The 19,207-nt window shown below is 62.5% G+C and carries 18 protein-coding genes and 1 tRNA gene; 8 read left to right on the top strand and 11 right to left on the bottom strand.

What is annotated here, in order from left to right:
* Positions 1-1,950 (bottom strand): long-chain-fatty-acid--CoA ligase, encoded by a 1,950-nt coding sequence (locus AC0L17_RS05370; RefSeq protein ID WP_473515058.1) that lies wholly within the window; start codon positions 1,948-1,950, stop codon positions 1-3.
* A 429-nt stretch (positions 1,951-2,379) separates the two neighbouring features.
* On the opposite strand from AC0L17_RS05370, the gene AC0L17_RS05365 reads away from it, so the two are divergent.
* The 5 genes from AC0L17_RS05365 to AC0L17_RS05345 are packed head-to-tail and all read left to right on the top strand — an operon-like array spanning position 2,380 to position 7,662.
* On the top strand, positions 2,380-3,972 hold the full coding sequence (locus AC0L17_RS05365; protein WP_023802896.1) for an ABC transporter substrate-binding protein: 1,593 nt from the start codon (positions 2,380-2,382) through the stop codon (positions 3,970-3,972).
* 58 nt (positions 3,973-4,030) lie between these two features.
* A complete protein-coding gene (locus AC0L17_RS05360) occupies positions 4,031-5,038 on the top strand; it encodes an ABC transporter permease subunit (protein WP_027151636.1) in 1,008 nt (335 codons plus the stop codon).
* Between the two features lies 1 nt (position 5,039).
* Complete coding sequence (locus tag AC0L17_RS05355) at positions 5,040-5,957, top strand: ABC transporter permease subunit (protein ID WP_023802898.1); 918 nt, start codon at positions 5,040-5,042, stop codon at positions 5,955-5,957.
* A 2-nt stretch (positions 5,958-5,959) separates the two neighbouring features.
* Complete coding sequence (locus AC0L17_RS05350) at positions 5,960-6,835, top strand: ABC transporter ATP-binding protein (RefSeq protein WP_287050970.1); 876 nt, start codon at positions 5,960-5,962, stop codon at positions 6,833-6,835.
* Positions 6,832-7,662 (top strand): dipeptide ABC transporter ATP-binding protein, encoded by an 831-nt coding sequence (locus AC0L17_RS05345; RefSeq protein ID WP_473515057.1) that lies wholly within the window; start codon positions 6,832-6,834, stop codon positions 7,660-7,662. The genes AC0L17_RS05350 and AC0L17_RS05345 overlap by 4 nt, the downstream gene beginning before the upstream one ends.
* A gap of 75 nt (positions 7,663-7,737) precedes the next feature.
* On the opposite strand, the gene AC0L17_RS05340 is transcribed toward AC0L17_RS05345, so the two are convergent.
* The 3 genes from AC0L17_RS05340 to AC0L17_RS05330 form a co-directional block, all read right to left on the bottom strand.
* Positions 7,738-8,271, bottom strand: a complete 534-nt coding sequence (locus AC0L17_RS05340) for a DUF2380 domain-containing protein (RefSeq protein WP_473515056.1) — start codon at positions 8,269-8,271, stop codon at positions 7,738-7,740.
* Positions 8,272-8,398: 127 nt separating this feature from the next.
* Positions 8,399-8,725 carry a hypothetical protein gene (locus AC0L17_RS05335; protein WP_027151640.1) on the bottom strand — a complete coding sequence of 109 codons (327 nt, stop codon included), beginning with the start codon at positions 8,723-8,725 and terminating at the stop codon, positions 8,399-8,401.
* Between the two features lie 65 nt (positions 8,726-8,790).
* Positions 8,791-9,216 (bottom strand): globin family protein, encoded by a 426-nt coding sequence (locus AC0L17_RS05330; protein WP_023802903.1) that lies wholly within the window; start codon positions 9,214-9,216, stop codon positions 8,791-8,793.
* A gap of 289 nt (positions 9,217-9,505) precedes the next feature.
* Here AC0L17_RS05330 and AC0L17_RS05325 point away from each other — a divergent pair, with 289 nt between their 5' ends.
* On the top strand, positions 9,506-10,633 hold the full coding sequence (locus AC0L17_RS05325) for a PQQ-dependent sugar dehydrogenase (protein WP_473515055.1): 1,128 nt from the start codon (positions 9,506-9,508) through the stop codon (positions 10,631-10,633).
* A 124-nt stretch (positions 10,634-10,757) separates the two neighbouring features.
* Here AC0L17_RS05325 and AC0L17_RS05320 read toward each other — a convergent pair.
* Positions 10,758-10,833 (bottom strand) — tRNA-Thr (locus AC0L17_RS05320).
* A gap of 331 nt (positions 10,834-11,164) precedes the next feature.
* On the opposite strand from AC0L17_RS05320, the gene AC0L17_RS05315 reads away from it, so the two are divergent.
* Entirely contained in the window at positions 11,165-12,397 is a 1,233-nt protein-coding gene (locus tag AC0L17_RS05315; RefSeq protein ID WP_473515054.1) for a hypothetical protein, read from the top strand.
* Positions 12,398-12,503: 106 nt separating this feature from the next.
* On the opposite strand, the gene AC0L17_RS05310 is transcribed toward AC0L17_RS05315, so the two are convergent.
* On the bottom strand, positions 12,504-14,105 hold the full coding sequence (locus tag AC0L17_RS05310; RefSeq protein WP_473515053.1) for a cisplatin damage response ATP-dependent DNA ligase: 1,602 nt from the start codon (positions 14,103-14,105) through the stop codon (positions 12,504-12,506).
* 76 nt (positions 14,106-14,181) lie between these two features.
* The gene (locus AC0L17_RS05305; RefSeq protein ID WP_473515052.1) at positions 14,182-15,192 is read right to left on the bottom strand and encodes a ligase-associated DNA damage response exonuclease; all 1,011 of its coding nucleotides are present in this window, start codon (positions 15,190-15,192) and stop codon (positions 14,182-14,184) included.
* A 216-nt stretch (positions 15,193-15,408) separates the two neighbouring features.
* Here AC0L17_RS05305 and AC0L17_RS05300 point away from each other — a divergent pair, with 216 nt between their 5' ends.
* Positions 15,409-15,741, top strand: coding sequence for a hypothetical protein (locus tag AC0L17_RS05300; protein WP_027151648.1), 333 nt, complete (start codon positions 15,409-15,411; stop codon positions 15,739-15,741).
* On the opposite strand, the gene AC0L17_RS05295 is transcribed toward AC0L17_RS05300, so the two are convergent.
* From AC0L17_RS05295 to AC0L17_RS05280, 4 genes are read right to left on the bottom strand one after another with little or no spacing between them, the layout of a single operon-like run.
* On the bottom strand, positions 15,738-16,679 hold the full coding sequence (locus AC0L17_RS05295; RefSeq protein WP_473515051.1) for a 2-hydroxyacid dehydrogenase: 942 nt from the start codon (positions 16,677-16,679) through the stop codon (positions 15,738-15,740). The genes AC0L17_RS05300 and AC0L17_RS05295 overlap by 4 nt on opposite strands.
* Positions 16,680-16,710: 31 nt before the next feature.
* Positions 16,711-18,339 (bottom strand): ABC transporter ATP-binding protein, encoded by a 1,629-nt coding sequence (locus tag AC0L17_RS05290; RefSeq protein ID WP_473515050.1) that lies wholly within the window; start codon positions 18,337-18,339, stop codon positions 16,711-16,713.
* Positions 18,336-18,836, bottom strand: a complete 501-nt coding sequence (locus AC0L17_RS05285; RefSeq protein ID WP_473515049.1) for a type II toxin-antitoxin system VapC family toxin — start codon at positions 18,834-18,836, stop codon at positions 18,336-18,338. Before AC0L17_RS05285 ends, AC0L17_RS05290 begins: the two co-directional genes overlap by 4 nt.
* Complete coding sequence (locus AC0L17_RS05280) at positions 18,836-19,069, bottom strand: hypothetical protein (protein ID WP_473515048.1); 234 nt, start codon at positions 19,067-19,069, stop codon at positions 18,836-18,838. Before AC0L17_RS05280 ends, AC0L17_RS05285 begins: the two co-directional genes overlap by 1 nt.
* Between the last annotated feature and the right edge of the window lie 138 nt (positions 19,070-19,207).

The following is a 19,207-nucleotide window of genomic DNA, read 5'->3' as shown; positions in this document are numbered from 1 at the left end:
CTATTCCCGCAACGCCCGCCGCAGGATCTTGCCGACCGGCGTTTTCGGCAGTTCGGTCCGAAACTCGATGTATTTTGGCCGCTTGTAACCGGTCAGGTTCTCGCGGCAATACACAGTCAGCACCTCTGCGGTCAGCAACGGGTCCTTCTTGACGACGAACAGCTTCGGCACTTCGCCTGAATGCTCGTCCGGCACGCCGATCGCGGCCACTTCGAGCACGCCCGGATGCAGCGCCACCACTTCCTCGAGTTCGTTCGGATAGACGTTGAAGCCGGACACAAGGATCATGTCTTTCTTGCGGTCGACAATCTTGGTGAAGCCGCGCTCGTCCATGAAGCCCATGTCGCCCGACTTGAAGAAACCGTCCTTGGTCATCACCTTGGCGGTCTCGTCCGGCCGGTTCCAGTAACCGGCCATCACCTGCGGTCCGCGGATGCAGATCTCGCCGACTTCGCCGGGCGGCAAATCATTGCCGTCTTCGTCGCGAATGGCGATCTCGGTCGAGGGCAGCGGCAGGCCGATCGTGCCGGTGAAGTTGCCGTCGCTGAATGTGTTGGCGGTTGCCACCGGCGAGGTTTCCGAAAGCCCGTAGCCCTCGGTGACCGGGCAGCCGGTCAACGCCTTCCAGCGTTCGGCGACACCCTTTTGCACCGCCATGCCGCCACCCAGCGTCAGGATCAGCGGCTTGAAGTCGAGCTTACGGAAATCCTCATTGTTGAGCAGCGCGTTGAACAGCGTGTTGAGGCCAGGAAAGATGTGGATCGGGTATTTGCCGAGTTGCTTGACGAAGCCGGGAATGTCGCGCGGATTGGGAATGAGAATGTTCTGGCCGCCCAGTTGCATGCCCATCAGTGCGTTCACCGTCAGCGCGAAGATATGATAGAGCGGCAGCGCGCAGATGAAGTTGAGATGCGCCGGTTTTGGCTTGACCGTGAAGGCGTCCTCGATCCACAGCGCGTTCTGCGCCACGTTGGCCAGCACGTTGCTGTGCAGCAGCACCGCGCCCTTCGAGATGCCGGTGGTGCCGCCGGTATATTGCAGGAAGGCGACGTCGTCGGCAGCGACATGCACCGGCTTGAAATTCATGCCGGCGGCTGCCTTCAACGCGGCATTGAACTTGACATGGCCCGGCAGCGACCAGGCCGGCACCATCTTCTTCACGCGGCGCACGACGAGATTGACGATCGTCCCCTTCAGGCCGCCAAGCATGTCGCCCATCGCCGCGACCACGACATGCTTGACCGCCGTTTTGGCGATCACCGCCTGCAAGGTGTTGGCGAAATTCTCGAGAATGACGATGGCTTGCGCGCCGGAATCCTTGAGCTGATGTTCCAGTTCCCGCGGCGTGTAGAGGGGGTTGATGTTGACCACGACATAGCCGGCGCGCAGCACTGCCATCATCGCCACCGGATATTGCAGCACGTTCGGCATCATCAGCGCCACGCGTGCGCCTTTCGGCAGTCCCGTCGATTGCAGATAGGCGCCGAAGGCGGCCGATTGCCTCTCGACTTCCGCATAGGTGATGGTCTTGCCCATGCAGGTAAAGGCGGGCCGGCTGGCGTACTGCTTGCAGACGTCGGCGAGCAGATCGCCGATGGAGCCGAAGGGCAGAGCGCCGATCTCGGCCGGAACGACTTTCGGATAGCTTTTGAGCCAAGGTTTTTTGAGCCAAGTTTTTTCCGGCAATCCGGCGGCAACCACATTCGGCAACCTTGTGGCCGGACCTGGGTTTGACGCCGATGCAGCCGCTGTCGGTGCCGCCTTCGCCGCCGGTTTGACGGCGGCGGGCTTTGCGCCAGGCTTCGCGGATACATTGGCCTTCGCGGGCACCGCGGCCGCCTTCGGCTTGGCTTTGGCCGTCGGCGCTTTTAGCTTGTCGGGGCTGGCCGGTTTCGCAGCTGGTTTGGCCTGGGCTGTCGCTGGTGCCGTCGTCCTTGGAGTTTTTGCCACTCGTCCCTCCCTCGATTGTTCTTATTGTCTCTGCCTGCTCGCCGCGTCGCCTCCGAATGACAGAGACGTCCTCCGCTGCTGCCGGCATCCAGGAAATCCAGCCTCTCATCTATGTATTGCGACTATCGGCAGCCGTGCAAGTCTGCCCCTGCGGCAAGGTGGGAAGAAATCGTCCGCAGCAACGACCAGCCGATGGTCGCAGTTCCTCACCAACGCCGGGTTGAAAGATCAATAAAAAAATGCAGTCGTTAACATTACCGTGATAGGCGGTAATTGACATTTCCTTCTCCTTTTTGGCGAGTGCGCAGAAATAAATTCTGCTTCCCATGGGGTAGGCAAACGGGGTGTTCCAAAGCCGGAAAAACGGTGCTTATATGCGCGCTTCACGAGCCTGATAGAGGGGCTTGGAAGAACATCAGGGAGTCCTCCATGAAAAAGAAACTGACTTTTGCGGCCGCGTTGCTGGCCGCAAGCGTCCTCGGCGGCATGGCCAATGCGAAACAGCTGGTCTACTGCTCGGAGGCGTCGCCGGCCGGCTTCGACCCGTCGCCGTGGAGCGGTGGCAACGATTTCGACGCGTCGTCGCGCACCATCTATTCGCGCCTGGTCGAGTTCGAACACGGCAAGACCACCATCACGCCTGGCCTCGCCGAGAGCTGGACGGTTTCCGACGACGGTCTCGAATACACGTTCAAGCTTCGGCCGGGCGTGAAGTTCCAGACCACCGACTACTTCACGCCGACGCGCGATCTCAACGCCGACGACGTGATCTTCTCCTTCGAACGCCAGTGGAAGAAGGAAAACCCGTGGTTCGACTATCTGGCAGGCACCGGCTGGGAGTATTTTGCCGGCATGGGCTTCCCGGATCTTCTCAAGGAGATCGTCAAGGTCGACGACCTGACGGTGAAATTCGTGCTGAACAAGCCTGAGGTCGCTTTCCTGCCGGATCTCGGCATGGATTTCGCTTCGATCGTCTCCAAGGAATATGCCGACCAACTCGACAAGGCCGGCACCAGGCAGCAATTCACCCAGAAGCCGATCGGCACCGGTCCGTTCCAGTTCGTCGACTACCAGGTCGACGCGGTCATTCGCTATGCGGCATGGGACGGCTACTATGGCGGCCGCCAGAAGATCGACGATCTGATCTTCGCCATCACGACCGATCCGGCCGTGCGCGCGCAGAAGCTGAAGGCGGGCGAGTGCGATATCATGTCGTACCCGGCGCCGGCCGACATTGCCGGCCTGAAGGCCGACCCGAACCTCAAGGTCGACGAGCAGGAAGGCCTGAACATCGGCTACATGGCCTACAACACGACGCAGGCGCCCTTCGACAAGGTCGAGGTCCGCAAGGCCCTCAACATGGCCGTCAACAAGCAGGCCATTCTCGATGCGGTCTATCAGGGCGCTGGCCAGGCGGCGATAAACCCGATCCCGCCGACGATGTGGTCCTATAACAAGGAGGTCAAGGACGATCCGTACGATCCGGACGCGGCCAAGAAGATGCTGACTGATGCCGGCGTCACGGATCTGTCGATGAAGATCTGGGCAATGCCGGTCAGCCGCCCGTACAATCCGAACGCCCAACGGGTCGCGGAACTGATCCAGGCCGACTACGCCAAGATCGGCGTGAAGGCCGAGATCGTCAGCTACGAATGGACCGAGTATCGCGAACGCGGCAAGCAGAAGGACCGTGACGGCGCCTTCCAGCTCGGCTGGACCGGCGACAATGGCGACCCGGACAACTTCCTGTTCCTGCTCGGCTGCGATGCCATCGGCCAGTCCAACTATGCGATCTGGTGCAACCAGGAGTTCGAAGCCCTGCTGCAGAAGGGCAAGGCGACCACGGATGTCGCCGAGCGCACCAAGATCTACGAGGAGGCTCAGGTCGTGTTCAAGCGTGAGGCGCCGTGGCTGACCATCGCCCATTCCAAGGTCTTCATGCCGATGAACAAGAAAGTTACCGGCTTCGTCATGGATCCGCTCGGCATCCATCGGTTTGACGGCGTCGACGTCGCCGAATAACTGCTGAGAAATAGAACGGCGACGCTGGACTTAAAGCGCCGCCGTTCTATGAAGCAAGATGCTCCGCTATCTCCTCCACAAGCTCGCCTTGATCATCCCGACCGTGTTCGGCATATCGCTGGCGGCGTTCGCTTTCGTCCGGCTTCTGCCGGGCGACCCGATCACGGCCCTGGCCGGCGAGCGCGGCGTCAGCCCGGAACGCTACGCCGAGCTTGTCGAGCGGTTTGGCTACGACCGGCCCTATGTCGTCCAGTATCTCGAGTATATCGGCAGGGTCCTGACCGGCGACTTCGGCATATCGCTCGCCACCAAGCGGCCGGTGCTCGGTGAATTCCAGGCGCTGTTTCCGGCGACGCTGGAACTGGCGACGATCGCGCTGATCATCGCCGTGCTCATCGGCATTCCCGCCGGCATCTTCGCCGCGGTCAAGCGCGGATCCTGGTTCGACCAGGCGACGATGGGCGTGGCGCTGACCGGCTATTCGATGCCGATCTTCTGGTGGGGGCTGCTGCTCATCATCTTCTTCTCCGGCTATCTCGGCTGGACGCCGGTGTCCGGCCGCATCGGCCTTCAATATTTCTTCAAGCCGACGACGGGGTTCATGCTGATCGACAGCCTGATCTCCGGCAAGAGCGGCGCTTTCAGGTCCGCCGCCAGTCATCTTGTCCTGCCGGCGATCGTGCTTGCGACAATCCCGCTCGCCGTCATAGCGCGCCAGACGCGGTCGGCGATGCTGGAGGTGCTGGGCGAAGACTACGTCCGCACCGCCCGCGCCAAGGGCCTGGCGCCGCGTCGCGTCATCGGGCTCCACGCTTTTCGCAATGCGCTGATCCCCGTCGTTACCACCATCGGCCTGCAGGTCGGCACGCTGATGGCGGGCGCCATCCTTACCGAAACGATCTTTTCCTGGCCCGGTATCGGCAAGTGGATGATCGACGCGATCGCCAAGCGCGACTATGTTGTCGTCCAGAGCGGCTTGCTGATCATCGCGCTGATCGTCATGGCGGTGAACCTGATCGTCGACGTGCTCTACGCCGTCATCAACCCACGTATCCGGGTGCAGTGAGATGACCGACCAAACCACTGCAGAAGCCACCGCCGCCTCCATTCCGACCGGCGGCCGGCAACGCGCCTTCACCGAGTTCTGGCATTACTACTCGATGAACACCGGCGCCGTCATCGGCCTGGTCGTGTTCACTGCGCTGGTGCTGGTGGCGATCTTCGCGCCGCTGGTCGCACCGCATTCGCCTGACGAACAGTTTCGCGATGCGCTGCTGGCGCCGCCGGCCTGGCAGGAGGGCGGCAGATCGACGTTCCTGCTCGGCACCGACGCCGTTGGCCGCGACATGCTTTCGCGGCTGATTTTCGGGGCTCGGTTCTCGCTGTTCATCGGTCTGGTCGTCGTTGTTTTCTCGCTGACCAGCGGCATCGTCCTCGGCGTGCTCGCCGGCTATTTCCGCGGCTGGGTCGATACGCTGATCATGCGCGTCATGGACGTCATCCTGGCCTTCCCGTCGCTGCTGCTTGCCCTGGTTCTGGTGGCGATCCTCGGACCCGGCCTGTTCAACGCCATGCTGGCGATCGCTCTGGTGCTGCAGCCGCATTTCGCGCGGCTCACCCGTGCGGCGGTGATGGCCGAAAAGAACCGCGAATATGTGATCTCCGCCAAGGTGGCCGGTGCCAGCCATCTCAGGCTGATGGTGAAGACGATCCTGCCGAACTGCATGGCGCCGCTGATCGTGCAGGCGACGCTGTCCTTCTCCAACGCGATTCTCGAGGCCGCGGCTCTCGGCTTCCTTGGCGTCGGCGCGCAGCCGCCAACGCCGGAATGGGGTACAATGCTGGCCACGGCGCGCGAGTTCATCCTGCGCGCGCCATGGGTGGTGACCTTCCCCGGCCTTGCCATCCTGATCACGGTGCTCGCCATCAACCTGATCGGCGATGGCCTGCGCGATGCCTTCGACCCCAAGCTGAAGCGGTCGTGACCATGCCTCTTCTCGACATCAAGAACCTCACCGTGTCGTTCGATACCGCCGCCGGACCGTTCATGGCCGTGCAAGGCATCGACCTGTCGATCGAGCCGCGCGAGGTGCTGGCGATCGTCGGCGAATCCGGCTCCGGCAAATCGGTGGCGATGCTGGCGGTGATGGGGCTGTTGCCGAACACGGCGACGGTAAAGGCCGATCGCATGGCCTTCGACGGCATCGACCTGCTTGAGCTCAGCCCGTCCGAGCGCCGCAAGATCGTCGGCAAGGACATCTCGATGATCTTCCAGGAGCCGATCGCCAGCCTCAACCCGTGCTTCACCGCCGGCTTCCAGATCGAGGAGGTGCTGCGCTTCCATTTGGGCATGGACCGCGCCCAGCGCCGGGCCCGAGCCATCGAACTGATGAAGCTGGTCGGCATCGCCGATCCGGAAGAGCGGCTGAACTCGTTCCCGCACCAGATGTCGGGCGGCCAGTGCCAGCGCGTCATGATCGCCATCGCCATCGCCTGCAATCCCAAGCTGCTGATCGCCGACGAGCCGACCACCGCGCTCGACGTCACCATCCAGAAGCAGATCCTCGATCTTTTGGTCGGCCTGCAAGCCAAATACGGCATGGGGCTGATCATGATCACCCACAATATGGGCGTCGTCGCCGAGACAGCCGACCGCGTCATCGTCCAGTACAAAGGCCGCAAGATGGAAGAGGCCGACGTTCTGTCGCTGTTCGAGCAGCCGAAGAGCAACTACACCCGCGCGCTGCTGTCGGCGCTGCCGGAAAACGCCGTCGGCGACAGGCTGCCGACCATTTCCGACATGCTGTTCGAACCGGCCCCCTCTGCTGCTGGGAGCGGGCCTGCAACGGGAGCCGCGTCATGAGCGCGACGGTTCTCGAAGGCAAGAACATCGTGCGCGACTACCATGTCGGGGGCGGCCTGTTTCGCCCCTCGCGCACGGTGCACGCGGTCAAGGGCGTTTCGTTCAGCGTCGAAAAGGGCAAGACGCTGGCCATCGTCGGCGAAAGCGGCTGCGGCAAGTCAACGCTCGCACGTATCATAACCCTGATCGATCCCGCGACGGCGGGCGAGCTCTTCATCGACGGCAACAAGGTCGACATCGCCAGGGATGGGCTGACGAAGGAGATGCGCCGCAAGGTGCAGATCGTCTTCCAGAACCCTTACGGTTCGCTCAATCCGCGCCAGAAGATCGGCGACGTTTTGGGCGAGCCGCTGCTCATCAACACCGACACGCCGGCCGACGAGCGGCGCGATCTCGCCATGAAGATGCTGAAGAAGGTCGGCCTCGGACCCGAGCATTACAACCGCTACCCGCACATGTTCTCGGGCGGCCAGCGCCAGCGCATCGCCATTGCCCGCGCGCTGATGCTCAATCCGAGCCTTTTGGTGCTCGACGAACCGGTCTCGGCGCTCGATCTGTCGGTGCAGGCGCAGGTGCTCAACCTGCTCGCCGACCTGCAGGACGAGTTCGAGCTGACCTATGTCTTCATCAGCCACGACCTGTCGGTGGTGCGCTACATCGCCGACGAGGTGATGGTCATGTATTACGGCGAGGCCGTCGAATACGGCTCGCGCGACGAGGTCTTTGCCGACCCCAAGCACAGCTACACCAAGACGCTGTTTGCGGCGACGCCGCGCGCCGACGTCGCCAGCATCAAGGCGAGGCTGGCGAAGAAGAAGGCCGCCTGACGCCGCAATTGCGGTACCCAGCCCATGCTGAGGTTCAGGGCACCGGCTGATCAAAGGCTACAGCGACCGCGATTCCTACGGAATGCAGTGCTTCTCGACGTCACGCGCCGTGAAGTCTGCTGCTCGCCGCCATGCTTCGTCGGTATCTCCCCGGTAAGTCAGGTATCTATCGCAGACAGGTTTGTTGTTGCTCAAATCCAGCACTGCAAACTTCACCCAGCCGACCAGCGTGCTCATCTTGTGCACCTGACCGATCAGGAGATATTTCGCGCTGGCTGTTTTTGCCCGTTTCGAGAGATCGACAAGGCCGGGGTCCTTGATGGTGCACTGTTCTGCCTGACAGGGTAACGCGACGAGCTTGATCTTCTCTGAAAGGCCATCCTGCAACGCAACGCCAAATGCCTTCAGTCGCGCTTCGTGTTCGGCGGTCTGGTCCCTGACTTCGCCTGATGTATCCCTGAACTCGAAATCCGCGACGGCGAGGGTCGCTGGCTCGACGACATCGGCAAAAGCGGCCGGCGCAAGTAGACCAGTGCCCATCAGGATCAGGAAAAATTGTCCACACTCAAAAAGTCGAAATCGAACTTCCGCACTTTGCAGCTTGAGCATCTCGTTTCTCCGAGGTTAGGACGATACCCATCCCAATGACGGTGCCGATTTGTCTCTTCGCGCTGTTGGAAGACGCGGAAGCGGGCGCAGACTACCCGGTTGCGTCGCGACGTCAACTTTCAACCCGTTACTGGGTGGACTCCACCTCCGCGACAACCAGCTTGCCTTTGGCGCGCGAGATTTCGAGTGCCTGGCCGGCCCCTGCCAACGCGCCCGGGACCGAGATCACGAATGCCTGGCCCTCGCTGAGGGTCGCGACGAAGCGTACTGGCAGGTTTTCTTCGCCCGCCGCCATCGTGGTGACCACCCGGTAGCCGTCATCCGCCTCCGTGTAGTAGACGACGCCATGAAAATTGCCGAGATCGACGGTCCCACCCTGACGGGCCGTGAGTTCGCCGGCAGAAGCGGAACCTGCCACGACGCAAAGCGCCGCAAGTGCTGTGTATCTGAACATCGTGTTTCTCTCCATTTGGAATTGTCGTTTGGGTGGGTGGTCGCCTGCGGCTGCATCCCCAAAAATTACGCGGCGAGCTGATCCTCACGGGCAGCCGCGATCATCACGCTGGCGAGCAACCCGTAGGCCGCCTCCCAAGCCTCGCGGACAGCCGGCGTAAAAGCCGTGCCGAGGCCGGCCGCCAGCGTCTCGATGAGCGCTTGCCCGACGATCGGGTAATGACGCTCCTCGACACCGTAAGTCACGTGACGCCTGGCGAGCACGCGCACCGTCGGCAGGATGGTGTCGGCTCGGTCCAGTCCATGCACGACGAAGCCGAGGCTCGCTATCAGCTTGGCGCCTTGCTTGGTCATGTCTGTCACCGGAAACAGCGCGCGAAGATCCGCGTCGATCGCGAACAGGCGCTCGTAGAACAGCGCGGCGGCGGCCACGCGGATCGGCACGATCTCGCGAAAACTGTCCTGGACAAGTCTGGTCTGGTCGGGTGTCATCGGCGACGCTCCTGCGTTCCTGGTCTTGCGGCGACCATCGCCCCAAAGCGTTTCGCATGCATGTCGCCTGCGCCTGGATGTGTTTCAGTTGTGTCTCAATTGGTTTTCAGTTCGCGCTCATTTGACTTCTTTATCGAGAGGCACGCCGAGAGTGCCAGGCCGAACTCTCGCGGACCTCGACCTGACCATAGCTGAAAACCTGGGGCGCGGCGCCAGCTTGGAACTGCATCGGCAGTCGGTCATTATATCGGGGAGCCGGTCCCTATGCCGCCGTTCGGATGGAGAGATCATGCTGCGGATATTCATTGCTTCGTCTTTTCTTCTCGCCTTCGGTGCGCCCTCGACCACGCTCGCGCAGGACAGCAGCATCGAGAGCGAAACAGGCCGCGTTGCGGTCGAGACCTTTGCCGAAGGGCTCGAGCATCCCTGGGGCGCGACCTACCTGCCCGACGGCGCGTTGCTGGTCACCGAGCGTCCGGGGCGCCTGCGGCTCGTCTCGACCGACGGGGCCGTTTCCGACCCGATCGACGGTGTGCCGGACGTCCTTGCCAGCGGACAAGGCGGTCTGCTGGATGTGGCGCTCGATCCGGACTTTGCCAACAACCGAACGGTTTATCTCTCCTATTCGGAGCAACGCGGCGGCGGCGCGGCCACCTCGGTCGGCCGTGGACGCCTGGACAAGAACGGCAGCGCGCTTTCGAACTTCGAAGTGATCTTCCGGCAGGAACCAGCCGTATCCAGCCGGCTGCACTACGGCTCCCGCCTGGTATTCGCGCCGGACGGCAAGCTCTTCGTCACGCTCGGTGAGCGCGGCAAGATGCGAGAGGCGCAGGACCCGAACAATCATCTCGGCACGATCGTCCGCATCAACCCCGATGGTTCCGTGCCTGACGACAATCCCTTCGTCGGCAAGGACGGCGCCGACGAGATCTGGTCCTACGGCCATCGCAATGTGCAAAGTGCTGCGCTCCAACCCGAATCCGGCGTGCTCTGGACGGCGGAAATGGGACCGCTCGGCGGCGATGAGCTGAACATTCCGCAAGCGGGCAAGAATCACGGCTGGCCCGTGGTCAGCTGGGGCCGGCACTATTCGGGCGAACGCATCCCCGAACCGTCGACGCGGCCGGAGTTTGCCGACTCCATCCATAGCTGGACACCCGTCATCTCGCCTTCCGGCATGACCTTCTACACCGGCGACATGTTTGCCGATTGGCGCGGCGACCTCTTGATTGGCGGACTGTCGGCGGAAGGCATCGTTCGTGTCAGGATCGACGGCAAGCAGGTCGCCGGCGAGGAAATCCTCGCTCTCGGCAGGCGTATCCGGGACGTGGTGCAGGCTCCCGACGGCGCGGTCATGGCGTTGACCGACGAACCAGCGGGAAAGATATTGCGACTGACGCCGGCAGCGTCGCAGTGATGCCGCGCGGTGGCGCTTGGAAAGGGCCGAACATCATCGCTGCCACACTTTTTGGCACACTTCCAAATCATTCGAAACGTTGCGTTTCGATACGACAGAAAGCGTAATGATATCAGGGTATTAGTGGTGCCGCTTAGGTGACTCGAACACCTGACCCCATCATTACGAATGATGTGCTCTACCAACTGAGCTAAAGCGGCCCGGGAAGCCAAGGCCTCCAAGATGCGCTGGGTGATAGACGCAACCCGCCACAAATTCAAGATGGGACTTGGCAATTCGTGTCGGCTCATCCCGGGCCTATAAGCGACCGCCCCTCCGACCGGCCATGCGGTTGCCTCAACTCCAGGTTGTGCTTGTCGCGTTGGCGATGCATCGGGAAACCGGCGAAAAATGTTGATTCTTTTACCGAAAACCGCCGAAATCGGCTTTCGATGCATCGCCAAGGCAGAATGCGGCCGATGGCCCGTTGATTGATCGGTCGCCTGCGGCTAACGATCATGACAATGTGACCATACGTGCAGGGGGTCCCCGTTGGACGCGATCGAAAAAGCGATCCGGAATGCCTTCGAGAAAGGCAATGCCGAAGACCGCGCGTTTCGCGAGCGGGTTTACCGATCGGCCTTCGCCGCACTTGACCGTGCCCTGCAGGCCAACCCGAACGTGACGGTGGAAGTCGCCATCAAGCGCCGCAAGGCGGTGCAGGCCAAGATAACCGAAATCGAATCCGAATTCCTGCCGGCGGTTCCCGCTGTCGGCCGGCCGACCGATGACGACGCTGCAGCACCGGCTGTGGAGCAGCCGGCTGGCAGCGAAGCCGATGCCGAACCCGAGGCCGATGCCGAACCGGATACCGGCGCCGACGCTGAACCAGCGCCGCCGCCTGAGGTCGTTGTCGACGGTCCGGCTGAGCCTCCTGCATCGGTCGCGCCTCCTGCTTCCGACGCACCCCCAGCTTCCGATGCGCCGCGCTCGCGCGTCTTGCCGGTCGTTCCCGACATCATGCCCGAAGCGGCTTTTCCCGATGCGCCGGAGATCGACTTGTCGTCCCCCCAATCGGCCGGGGACGGCGACGCAGAGGTGATGCCCGACCGCGACGACAGGCGGGTGAGAGGTCCCCGCCTGCCTCTCACCGCGATCTTCCTCGGCGTGACGCTGCTTGCAGCCGCCGGCATTGGCCTCTATTTCGCTGCCCAGACCGGCGTCTTCAAGTCGGCGGCCGAACTCGACACCGCCCCGCCGCAAACGCCACCGACGGTGGAAGACGATGATTTCACGCCGCCAGGCGACACCGCCCCGCCGCTGAACGCCGGCCAGGCGGATGAGGCGCGCGACTGGATCAATGTGTTTTCACCCAGCGACCCGACGCTTGTCAGCGCGCCTTCGGACGCCAAGGCCGAAGTCATGCAGGACGACAGCGGTTCTTTCCTGCGCATCCGGTCGGGCGCCTCCGGTTCGGCGATCAGCTTCGACGTCGAGCAAGGCGTCTTGGACAAACTCGCCGGCAAGCACGCCACGTTCGACATCATCGCCCGCTCCGAGGAGGGACAGGAGACGCAGATCTCCGTCGACTGCAATTTCGGCGAACTCGGCGACTGCGGCCGCAAGCGCTACGCGGTCGGCCACGAGCGCAACGAATACCTCTTCGATGTGCGGTTTCCCGACAAGCGTCCGGGCGCTGCCGGCACCATCGCCATCAATTCCGACTTCGGCAAGCAGGGCAAGTCGGTCGACATCTACGAGATCCGCGTCGCGATTGTTCCGTAGAGCTCAACGCATCGGCCCGAAAATCGGAATCGATTTTCGGAAAGCACGATGCGTAGATTATAACTGTTAGAGCGTACTTTGTGCGTCCAATTGGACGCACGTCGCTCTAGCTATCGAGCAGCGCCTGCAGCGTCTCAATGCGGTCGGCTTCGGCCGCCGGCTTGTCCCAGCGCAGTCGTGAAATGCGCGGAAAGCGCATGGCGACACCGGATTTGTGCCGTGTCGAGCGGTTAAGCCCTTCGAACGCCACCTCCAGCACCAGGCCTTGTCTGCGGTCGGCCCGCACCGAGCGGACCGGGCCGAAGCGCTCGATCGTGTTGTCGCGGACATATTTGTCGATCTGCCTCAGTTCCTCGTCGGTGAAGCCGAAATAGGCTTTCCCCACCGGCACCAGTTCCTCCGATCCTTCCGGGCCGGACCAGACGCCGAACGTGTAATCGGAATAGAAACTCGAACGCTTGCCGTGGCCGCGCTGGGCATACATCAGCACGGCGTCGATTGTGTGTGGATCGCGCTTCCATTTGAACCATGGACCTTTCGGCCGGCCGGTGAGATAGGGCGAATCCCAGCGCTTCAGCATCACGCCTTCGATCACCGGATGCAGCGGCTTGCGGCGCAATTCCTCCAGCGCCTGCCAGTCGGAGAATTCGACCAGCGGCGAAAGATCGAAGCGGCTCGGATCGAGCGTCTGCACGAAGCCTTCGAGGTGGCCGCGCCGCTCGCGGAAAGGGTGCATGCGCAAGTCCTCGTCGCCGATCTGAAGCACGTCGTAGCAGCGCATGAAGGCCGGGTATTGCTGCTGGATCTTCGGTGTCACGCTCTTGCGGTTCAGCCGCTGCTGCAGGTCGGAGAACGTGCCGGTCGCCTGCCGGGGATCGCCGACCAGAAGCTCGCCGTCGAGGGTGGCGGAGAAATCCATCGCCTCTGCGAGGTCAGGAAAAGCCCGGGAGACATCGTCGCCGGTGCGCGAGTAGAGCCGGCGAACACCGCCTTCCGATACCGCCTGGACGCGGATGCCGTCCCATTTCCACTCGGCGGCATAGTCGGCCGGATCGAGCTTTTCGAGGTCGCCGTCACCGATCGGGTTGGACAGCATCACCGGCCGGAACAGCGCCAGCGCTGTCTTTTTGGGTTTTTCCGCTTTGCCCTCCAGCCAGGCGAACAGCTCGGCATAGGGCGGCGTCAGCCCATGCCAGAGTTCTTCAATCTCGGCGACGTCGACCTTGCCGAGATCGGCCAGCGCCTGCTTGGCCAATCGCGCCGAAACGCCGATGCGCAGGCCGCCGGTGACCAGCTTGATGATGGCGAAGCGCGCCGAGATGCTGGCGCTGTCGAGCAGCCGGGCCAGCACCTTCGGCCCATCGGAACGGCTCGCCGCCTGCAATTTCGCGACGACCTCGGCGAGCGTCGGCTCATGGTTGGCGATATCCGCCGGTGATTGCGGCCAGACCAGCGACACGGTCTCCGCCAGGTCGCCGACATAGTCGTAGGAATAGCCGAACAGCACCGGGTCCATGCGCTCCATGACCAGCGCGCGCAGCATCGCCGGCTTGACCGCCGCGATGGTCAGGTCGCCGGTGATGGCAGCCAGCGCCAGACCGCGATCCGGATCCTCGACGCTGCGGAAATAATCGCTCAACAGCGTCAGCTTCCCGTTGCGCGACGGCGTCAGCACGAGGCGGTCGAGGAGTTCGGCGAAGCGGTTCATGATGCGGGCCGCGCCAATGGGCCAGCCTTGCGTTCTGTCGCGCCGCCGTAGAGCGCTACATCGGCCGTGAGCACCATCAATCGCCCTCGTCCTCGTAGCCGACGAGATGCAGCGGCCTGGCAGCGATCCCCTCGAGTTCGCACCAGCGCACCAGGGCCTCCTCGCGGCCATGCGTCACCCAGATTTCCCCGGCGCCGGTCTCCCTTATCGTGGCGGTCAGCTCGTCCCAGTCGGCATGATCGGAAATGATCAGCGGCAGCTCGACGCCGCCCTGCTTGGCACGCTGGCGGATGCGCATCCAGCCGGACGCAAAGCACGAGATCGGATCGGGAAAGCGCCGCGCCCAGCGGTCGGCGAAGGCCGAGGGCGGGCCGACGACGATGGCGCCGGTGAAATCCTGCTTGCCACTGCTTTCGACGGTCGCCGGCTCCAGCGCCCCGAGCTCGATGCCCTGGCTCTGATAGTAGTCGCTGAGCTTGGCCAGCGCGCCGTGGATATAGATCGGCCTATCGTAGCCGGCGTCGCGCAGCAAGCGCATGACGCGCTGCGCCTTGCCGAGCGCATAGGCGCCGACCAGATGCGCGCGTTCGGGAAACTGCGCCGTCGATTTCAGCAGCCGAGCGATCTCTTCGGTATCGGGCGGATGACGGAACACCGGCAGGCCGAAAGTCGCCTCGGTGATGAACACGTCGCACTTGACCGGTTCGAACGGCTCGCAAGTCGCGTCCCTCTGGCGCTTGTAGTCGCCCGAAGCGACGATGCATGAGCCCTGATGCACGACCTCGATCTGCGCCGAGCCCAGCACATGGCCGGCCGGATGGAAGGTTACGGTGACGCTGTTCAGCGCAATCGCCTCGCCAAGTGCTGCCGCTTGCGTCGTCCCGGCAAAACCCTCGCCGTACCGCAGCCGCATGATGTCCAGCGTCTGTTGTGTAGCCAGCACCGAGCGGTGGCCGGAACGGGCATGGTCGGAATGGCCGTGTGTGATCAGCGCCCGGCTGACCGGCCGCACCGGATCGATGAAGAAATCGCCGGGCGGGCAATAAAGGCCCTCGGGCCGAGGGTGAAGCAGGTCGCTGGCGCGCATGGCTCCAAGATAGTTGCTAATTCCGGCGCGGGAAGCCTGTTGCAAGTGACTGCTGACTCGGCATACAGGCAACTGCCGGCGGGATCTCCATCACGAAATCGCATCAGGCCTAGTCCGGCGACCCTTTTCGCTCACCTGCGCCACGCGTGGCGGCGGCTGCGAAAAAGTCCGATTCGCATGCCCGAAAGGGCAGGACACCGACACGGAGGACGTTGCATGCGCTGGAACTTGGTGGTCTTGGCATCTTGCCTGGCAATAGCCGGTTGCGTCGGCACCTCGATTGCCGAGCGACAGGACGCGAATGTCCAGTCCTCGCTGCAATATGACAGCGTGCCTTGCGATCAATTGCTGGCGCAACGAAACCGGCTGGCGCAGCAATACCGCCTTCCACTGGATGCCAAGCCGTCCTTCTCCGATCCCGGGGTGGGCCTCGGCCCGTTCACGCCGGATGCCCGTTCCAAGGCCCAGCGCGACGTCGAACAGGCAAGTGGCCGGATCGACGCCATGAACCGGTCGATCGCCCGCCGCGAATGCGGCAAGCCGGGTTAATACCCGGCGTTGCGATCGACGACGTTCTCGAGCTTCTCGCCGCGCTCGAAGGCGGCCATCTGGCGCAGCATGATCGGCACCAGATGCACGGGATCGGAGGTCGCCGCCGCATGCGGGGTCACGAACACCTTCGGGTGGTTCCACAGCCGGCTGGTCTTCGGCAGCGGCTCGACCTCGAACACGTCGAGGCTCGCCTCCTTGAGCGTACCGTCCTCCAGCGCACGCAGAATGTCGGCGTCCTTCTGCAACTTGCCGCGCCCGGCGTTGATCAGCACTGAGCCGCCGAGGCCGTTGCGTTTCCTCAACTCCTTCAGCACGCCGTAATTAATGATGCCTTGCGTCTGCGGCGTAAGCGGCAACAGCACCACCAGGATATCGGTGGCGTTGAGGAAGGGGATCAATCCGGCCTCGCCGGCATAGGTCGAAACGCCTTTCACCGGCCTGTCGCTGCGCGACCAGCCATTGACCGCAAAGCCGAGCGACAAAAGCACCGACGCCGCCGCGCGGCCAAGCGTGCCGAGCCCCATGATGCCGACGGAGATGTCGCCGGCCGGCCGCTGCGGCGACTCGTGCCAGATCTTCCTTTGCTGCTGCGACCGGTAAAGCAGGCCCTGCCGATGGTGATCGAGCACCCGCCAGACGACATATTCGGTCATGTACTGGGTCAAATTGTCGGCCACGACCTTGACGATCGGCACGTCGGGCAAAGTGGGATCGGCGAAGATGTGGTCGACGCCGGCGCCGATCGAAAAGACAGCGCGCAGATTGGGCAGGGACAACAGAAGGTTCGGCCGCTGCTTCCAAACCACCGCATAGGTGATCGAAGGATCGCTGGCGCCTTCCGGCTCCAGCACCACCTCGCGTTCGGCCGCCAAGAGTTCGCGCCAACGGCCTGGATGGATACCGGTGAGGGCAAGCAGGACACGGCCTTTTTCCATGGCGGGTTCTTTTTCCTTTATGCGGTACAGCCTACTCGCTGACGATGCCGACCGGTGCCGTTTCGATCCTGAATGCGGCCGAGATCAGCGCCTTGGTATAGTCGGTCTGCGGCCGTTCGAAAATCTGTTCGGACGGGCCGGCCTCGACGATCCTGCCATTGCGCATGACGATGACGTCGTTGGCAAGCGCACGGATGACCTTCAGGTCGTGGCTGATGAACAGATAGGCGAGGTCGTGCTTCGCCTGCAGGCTACGCAGAAGGTCGACCACCTGCGCCTGCACGCTCATATCGAGCGCCGAGGTCGGCTCGTCCAGCATGACGAAGCGCGGGTTGAGCACCATGGCGCGGGCGATGGCGATGCGTTGGCGCTGGCCGCCGGAAAACTCGTGCGGATAGCGATTGCGCGTGGCGGGATCGAGCCCGACTTCACCAAGCACATCGACAATGCGATTGTCGCGCTCATCGGGCGACAGTTTCGGCTCGTGGATCTTCAGCCCTTCCTCGATGATCTCGGAGACCGACATGCGCGGGCTCAGTGACCCGAACGGATCCTGGAAGACGATCTGCAACTCGCGCCGCAGCGGCCGCATGGCGTTGAATGACAACTCGTTGATATCGCGCCCATCGAACTGAATGGTCCCGGTCGACGAGATCATCCTGGCCAGCGCCAGGCCGAGGGTCGTCTTGCCCGAGCCGGATTCGCCGACGACGCCGAGCGTCTGGCCGGCGCGCACGGTGACGTCGATGCCGTCGACCGCCTTCACATTGTCGACGGTGCGCCGGAAAAAGCCTTTCTTGATCGGAAACCAGACTTTTATGTCCTGGCCGGTCATCACTGGCCTGGCAGCAGCGTTGGCGGCGGGCGGCTTGCCCTTGGGGTCGGCGGCAAGCAAATGCCGCGTATAGCTGTGCTGCGGGTTGGCGAAGATTTCTTTCGTCGGCCCGGTTTCGACGATCTTGCCCCTGGTCATCACGCAGACCCGGTCGGCGATCTTTCTGACGATGCCGAGATCGTGGGTGATGAACAGCATCGACATGCCTTTGCGGCTCTTCAATTCCGCAAGCAGTTCGAGGATCTGCGCCTGCACGGTAACGTCGAGTGCGGTCGTCGGCTCGTCGGCGATCAGCAGTTCCGGCTCGTTGGCCAGCGCCATGGCGATCATGACGCGCTGGCGCTGGCCGCCGGAAAGCTGGTGCGGATAAGCGTCGAGCCGCTTCTCCGGCTCGCGGATGCCGACCTCGTTGAGCAGTTCCAGCGTGCGCGCCTTGGCTTGGCGGTCACCCAGGCCCTGGTGCAGCGTCAGCACCTCGACGATCTGCTGCTCGATCGTATGCAGCGGGTTGAGCGAGGTCATCGGCTCCTGGAAGATCATGGTGATCTTGTTGCCGCGCACCCGGCGCAATGCCTTCTCGTCGGCAGCGAGCAGATCGGCGCCCTGGAACAGGATTTTTCCCGACGGATGGCTGGCGGCCGGATAGGGCAGCAGCTTCAGCACCGACAGCGCCGAGACCGACTTGCCGGAGCCGGATTCGCCGACCAGCGCCACCGTCTCGCCCTTGGCAATGTCGAAGGAGATGTGGTCGACGGCCATCGATTGGCGGCCTTCCTGCGCGAAGGCAACGCTGAGGTCTTGCACGGAAAGGAGAGGGGCGGTCATCGCTCAACTTCCGCTACAACCCTGTCCAAGGCGGAAATTTCCGGTCGTATGACCGAAATTTTGGCTGCCATTTGAGGGGGAACGAGACGATTTGGTGCGATGGAATAGGTCTCTTTCAATCTCGTATCCGCAGTCAGAAATTGTGTGCAGCCGAAGTGCATCGCTGTGGAAAGATGGATCGCGTCCGGCAATCTCAAGGAAAGGAATTCCGAACGCAACTGCGCTGCGTGCCAGAGAACCTCGCGAGTTATCGTCCCAATTGAGATGAAGGCATTGCCGATTGAAATATTGTCGTAGAGTTCGATTAGTCGCTCATTGTTCTTTTTCAAGGGATCGACCATCAACTCTGCGAGCACGAGTTCACTCGTCGCCAGGAACGGCTGCTTTCTGCCCTCGTTCAGCGAAATGAGCTGAAGCAGTTTTTTTGCAAGCGCATCATTGTTTTCAAAGGCATAGATGAAAATGTTGGTATCGACATAAAGCCGGACTGCAGCCATCAATCCTCCCACTCATCGCGGAGGGCACGAACACGCGCGACAGCCTCGTCGAGGCTTGTTCCCGGCGCGTTGGCCTGAGCATTCCGCATGAGTTCAAGCAATTGTTCGCGGCCAAGTGGCCTGATGGCCTCCTCCTCCACTGTCACTTTGACCGAGGCGCTCGGAGCTATGCCTTTTCGCAGTTCATCCGGGAGCTTCGATGCCGGGTAGTGTTCAAGGATGACCCTATTCATGACCCTGTCCTCTGCGGATTGACGGACTGAACGGACGCCAACGCACCGTCAAAGCCGCCGGTTCCTTGAGGTACGTCCGCTTTTTGTTGGGATTGCCATTTCCGAAACATAACATGTCAAATGCCAGCCTGCATCGCC

This window comes from Mesorhizobium sp. WSM4829, assembly GCF_055811475.1.
Note: the sequence above shows the minus strand (reverse complement) of the source record. Positions and strands in the feature narration are given on the sequence as shown.

Bases quoted from the DNA above. Each gene is read 5' to 3' on its own strand.
- AC0L17_RS05360 (WP_027151636.1), top strand. From the start codon at position 4,031: ATGCTCCGCTATCTCCTCCACAAGCTCGCCTTGATCATCCCGACCGTG.
- AC0L17_RS05290 (WP_473515050.1), bottom strand. From the start codon at position 18,339: ATGACCGCCCCTCTCCTTTCCGTGCAAGACCTCAGCGTTGCCTTCGCG.
- AC0L17_RS05305 (WP_473515052.1), bottom strand. From the start codon at position 15,192: ATGCGCGCCAGCGACCTGCTTCACCCTCGGCCCGAGGGCCTTTATTGC.
- AC0L17_RS05330 (WP_023802903.1), bottom strand. From the start codon at position 9,216: ATGACACCCGACCAGACCAGACTTGTCCAGGACAGTTTTCGCGAGATC.
- AC0L17_RS05335 (WP_027151640.1), bottom strand. From the start codon at position 8,725: ATGTTCAGATACACAGCACTTGCGGCGCTTTGCGTCGTGGCAGGTTCC.
- AC0L17_RS05350 (WP_287050970.1), top strand. From the start codon at position 5,960: ATGCCTCTTCTCGACATCAAGAACCTCACCGTGTCGTTCGATACCGCC.
- AC0L17_RS05325 (WP_473515055.1), top strand. From the start codon at position 9,506: ATGCTGCGGATATTCATTGCTTCGTCTTTTCTTCTCGCCTTCGGTGCG.
- AC0L17_RS05355 (WP_023802898.1), top strand. From the start codon at position 5,040: ATGACCGACCAAACCACTGCAGAAGCCACCGCCGCCTCCATTCCGACC.
- AC0L17_RS05295 (WP_473515051.1), bottom strand. From the start codon at position 16,679: ATGGAAAAAGGCCGTGTCCTGCTTGCCCTCACCGGTATCCATCCAGGC.
- AC0L17_RS05340 (WP_473515056.1), bottom strand. From the start codon at position 8,271: ATGCTCAAGCTGCAAAGTGCGGAAGTTCGATTTCGACTTTTTGAGTGT.
- AC0L17_RS05345 (WP_473515057.1), top strand. From the start codon at position 6,832: ATGAGCGCGACGGTTCTCGAAGGCAAGAACATCGTGCGCGACTACCAT.
- AC0L17_RS05310 (WP_473515053.1), bottom strand. From the start codon at position 14,105: ATGAACCGCTTCGCCGAACTCCTCGACCGCCTCGTGCTGACGCCGTCG.
- AC0L17_RS05280 (WP_473515048.1), bottom strand. From the start codon at position 19,069: ATGAATAGGGTCATCCTTGAACACTACCCGGCATCGAAGCTCCCGGAT.
- AC0L17_RS05365 (WP_023802896.1), top strand. From the start codon at position 2,380: ATGAAAAAGAAACTGACTTTTGCGGCCGCGTTGCTGGCCGCAAGCGTC.
- AC0L17_RS05300 (WP_027151648.1), top strand. From the start codon at position 15,409: ATGCGCTGGAACTTGGTGGTCTTGGCATCTTGCCTGGCAATAGCCGGT.
- AC0L17_RS05285 (WP_473515049.1), bottom strand. From the start codon at position 18,836: ATGGCTGCAGTCCGGCTTTATGTCGATACCAACATTTTCATCTATGCC.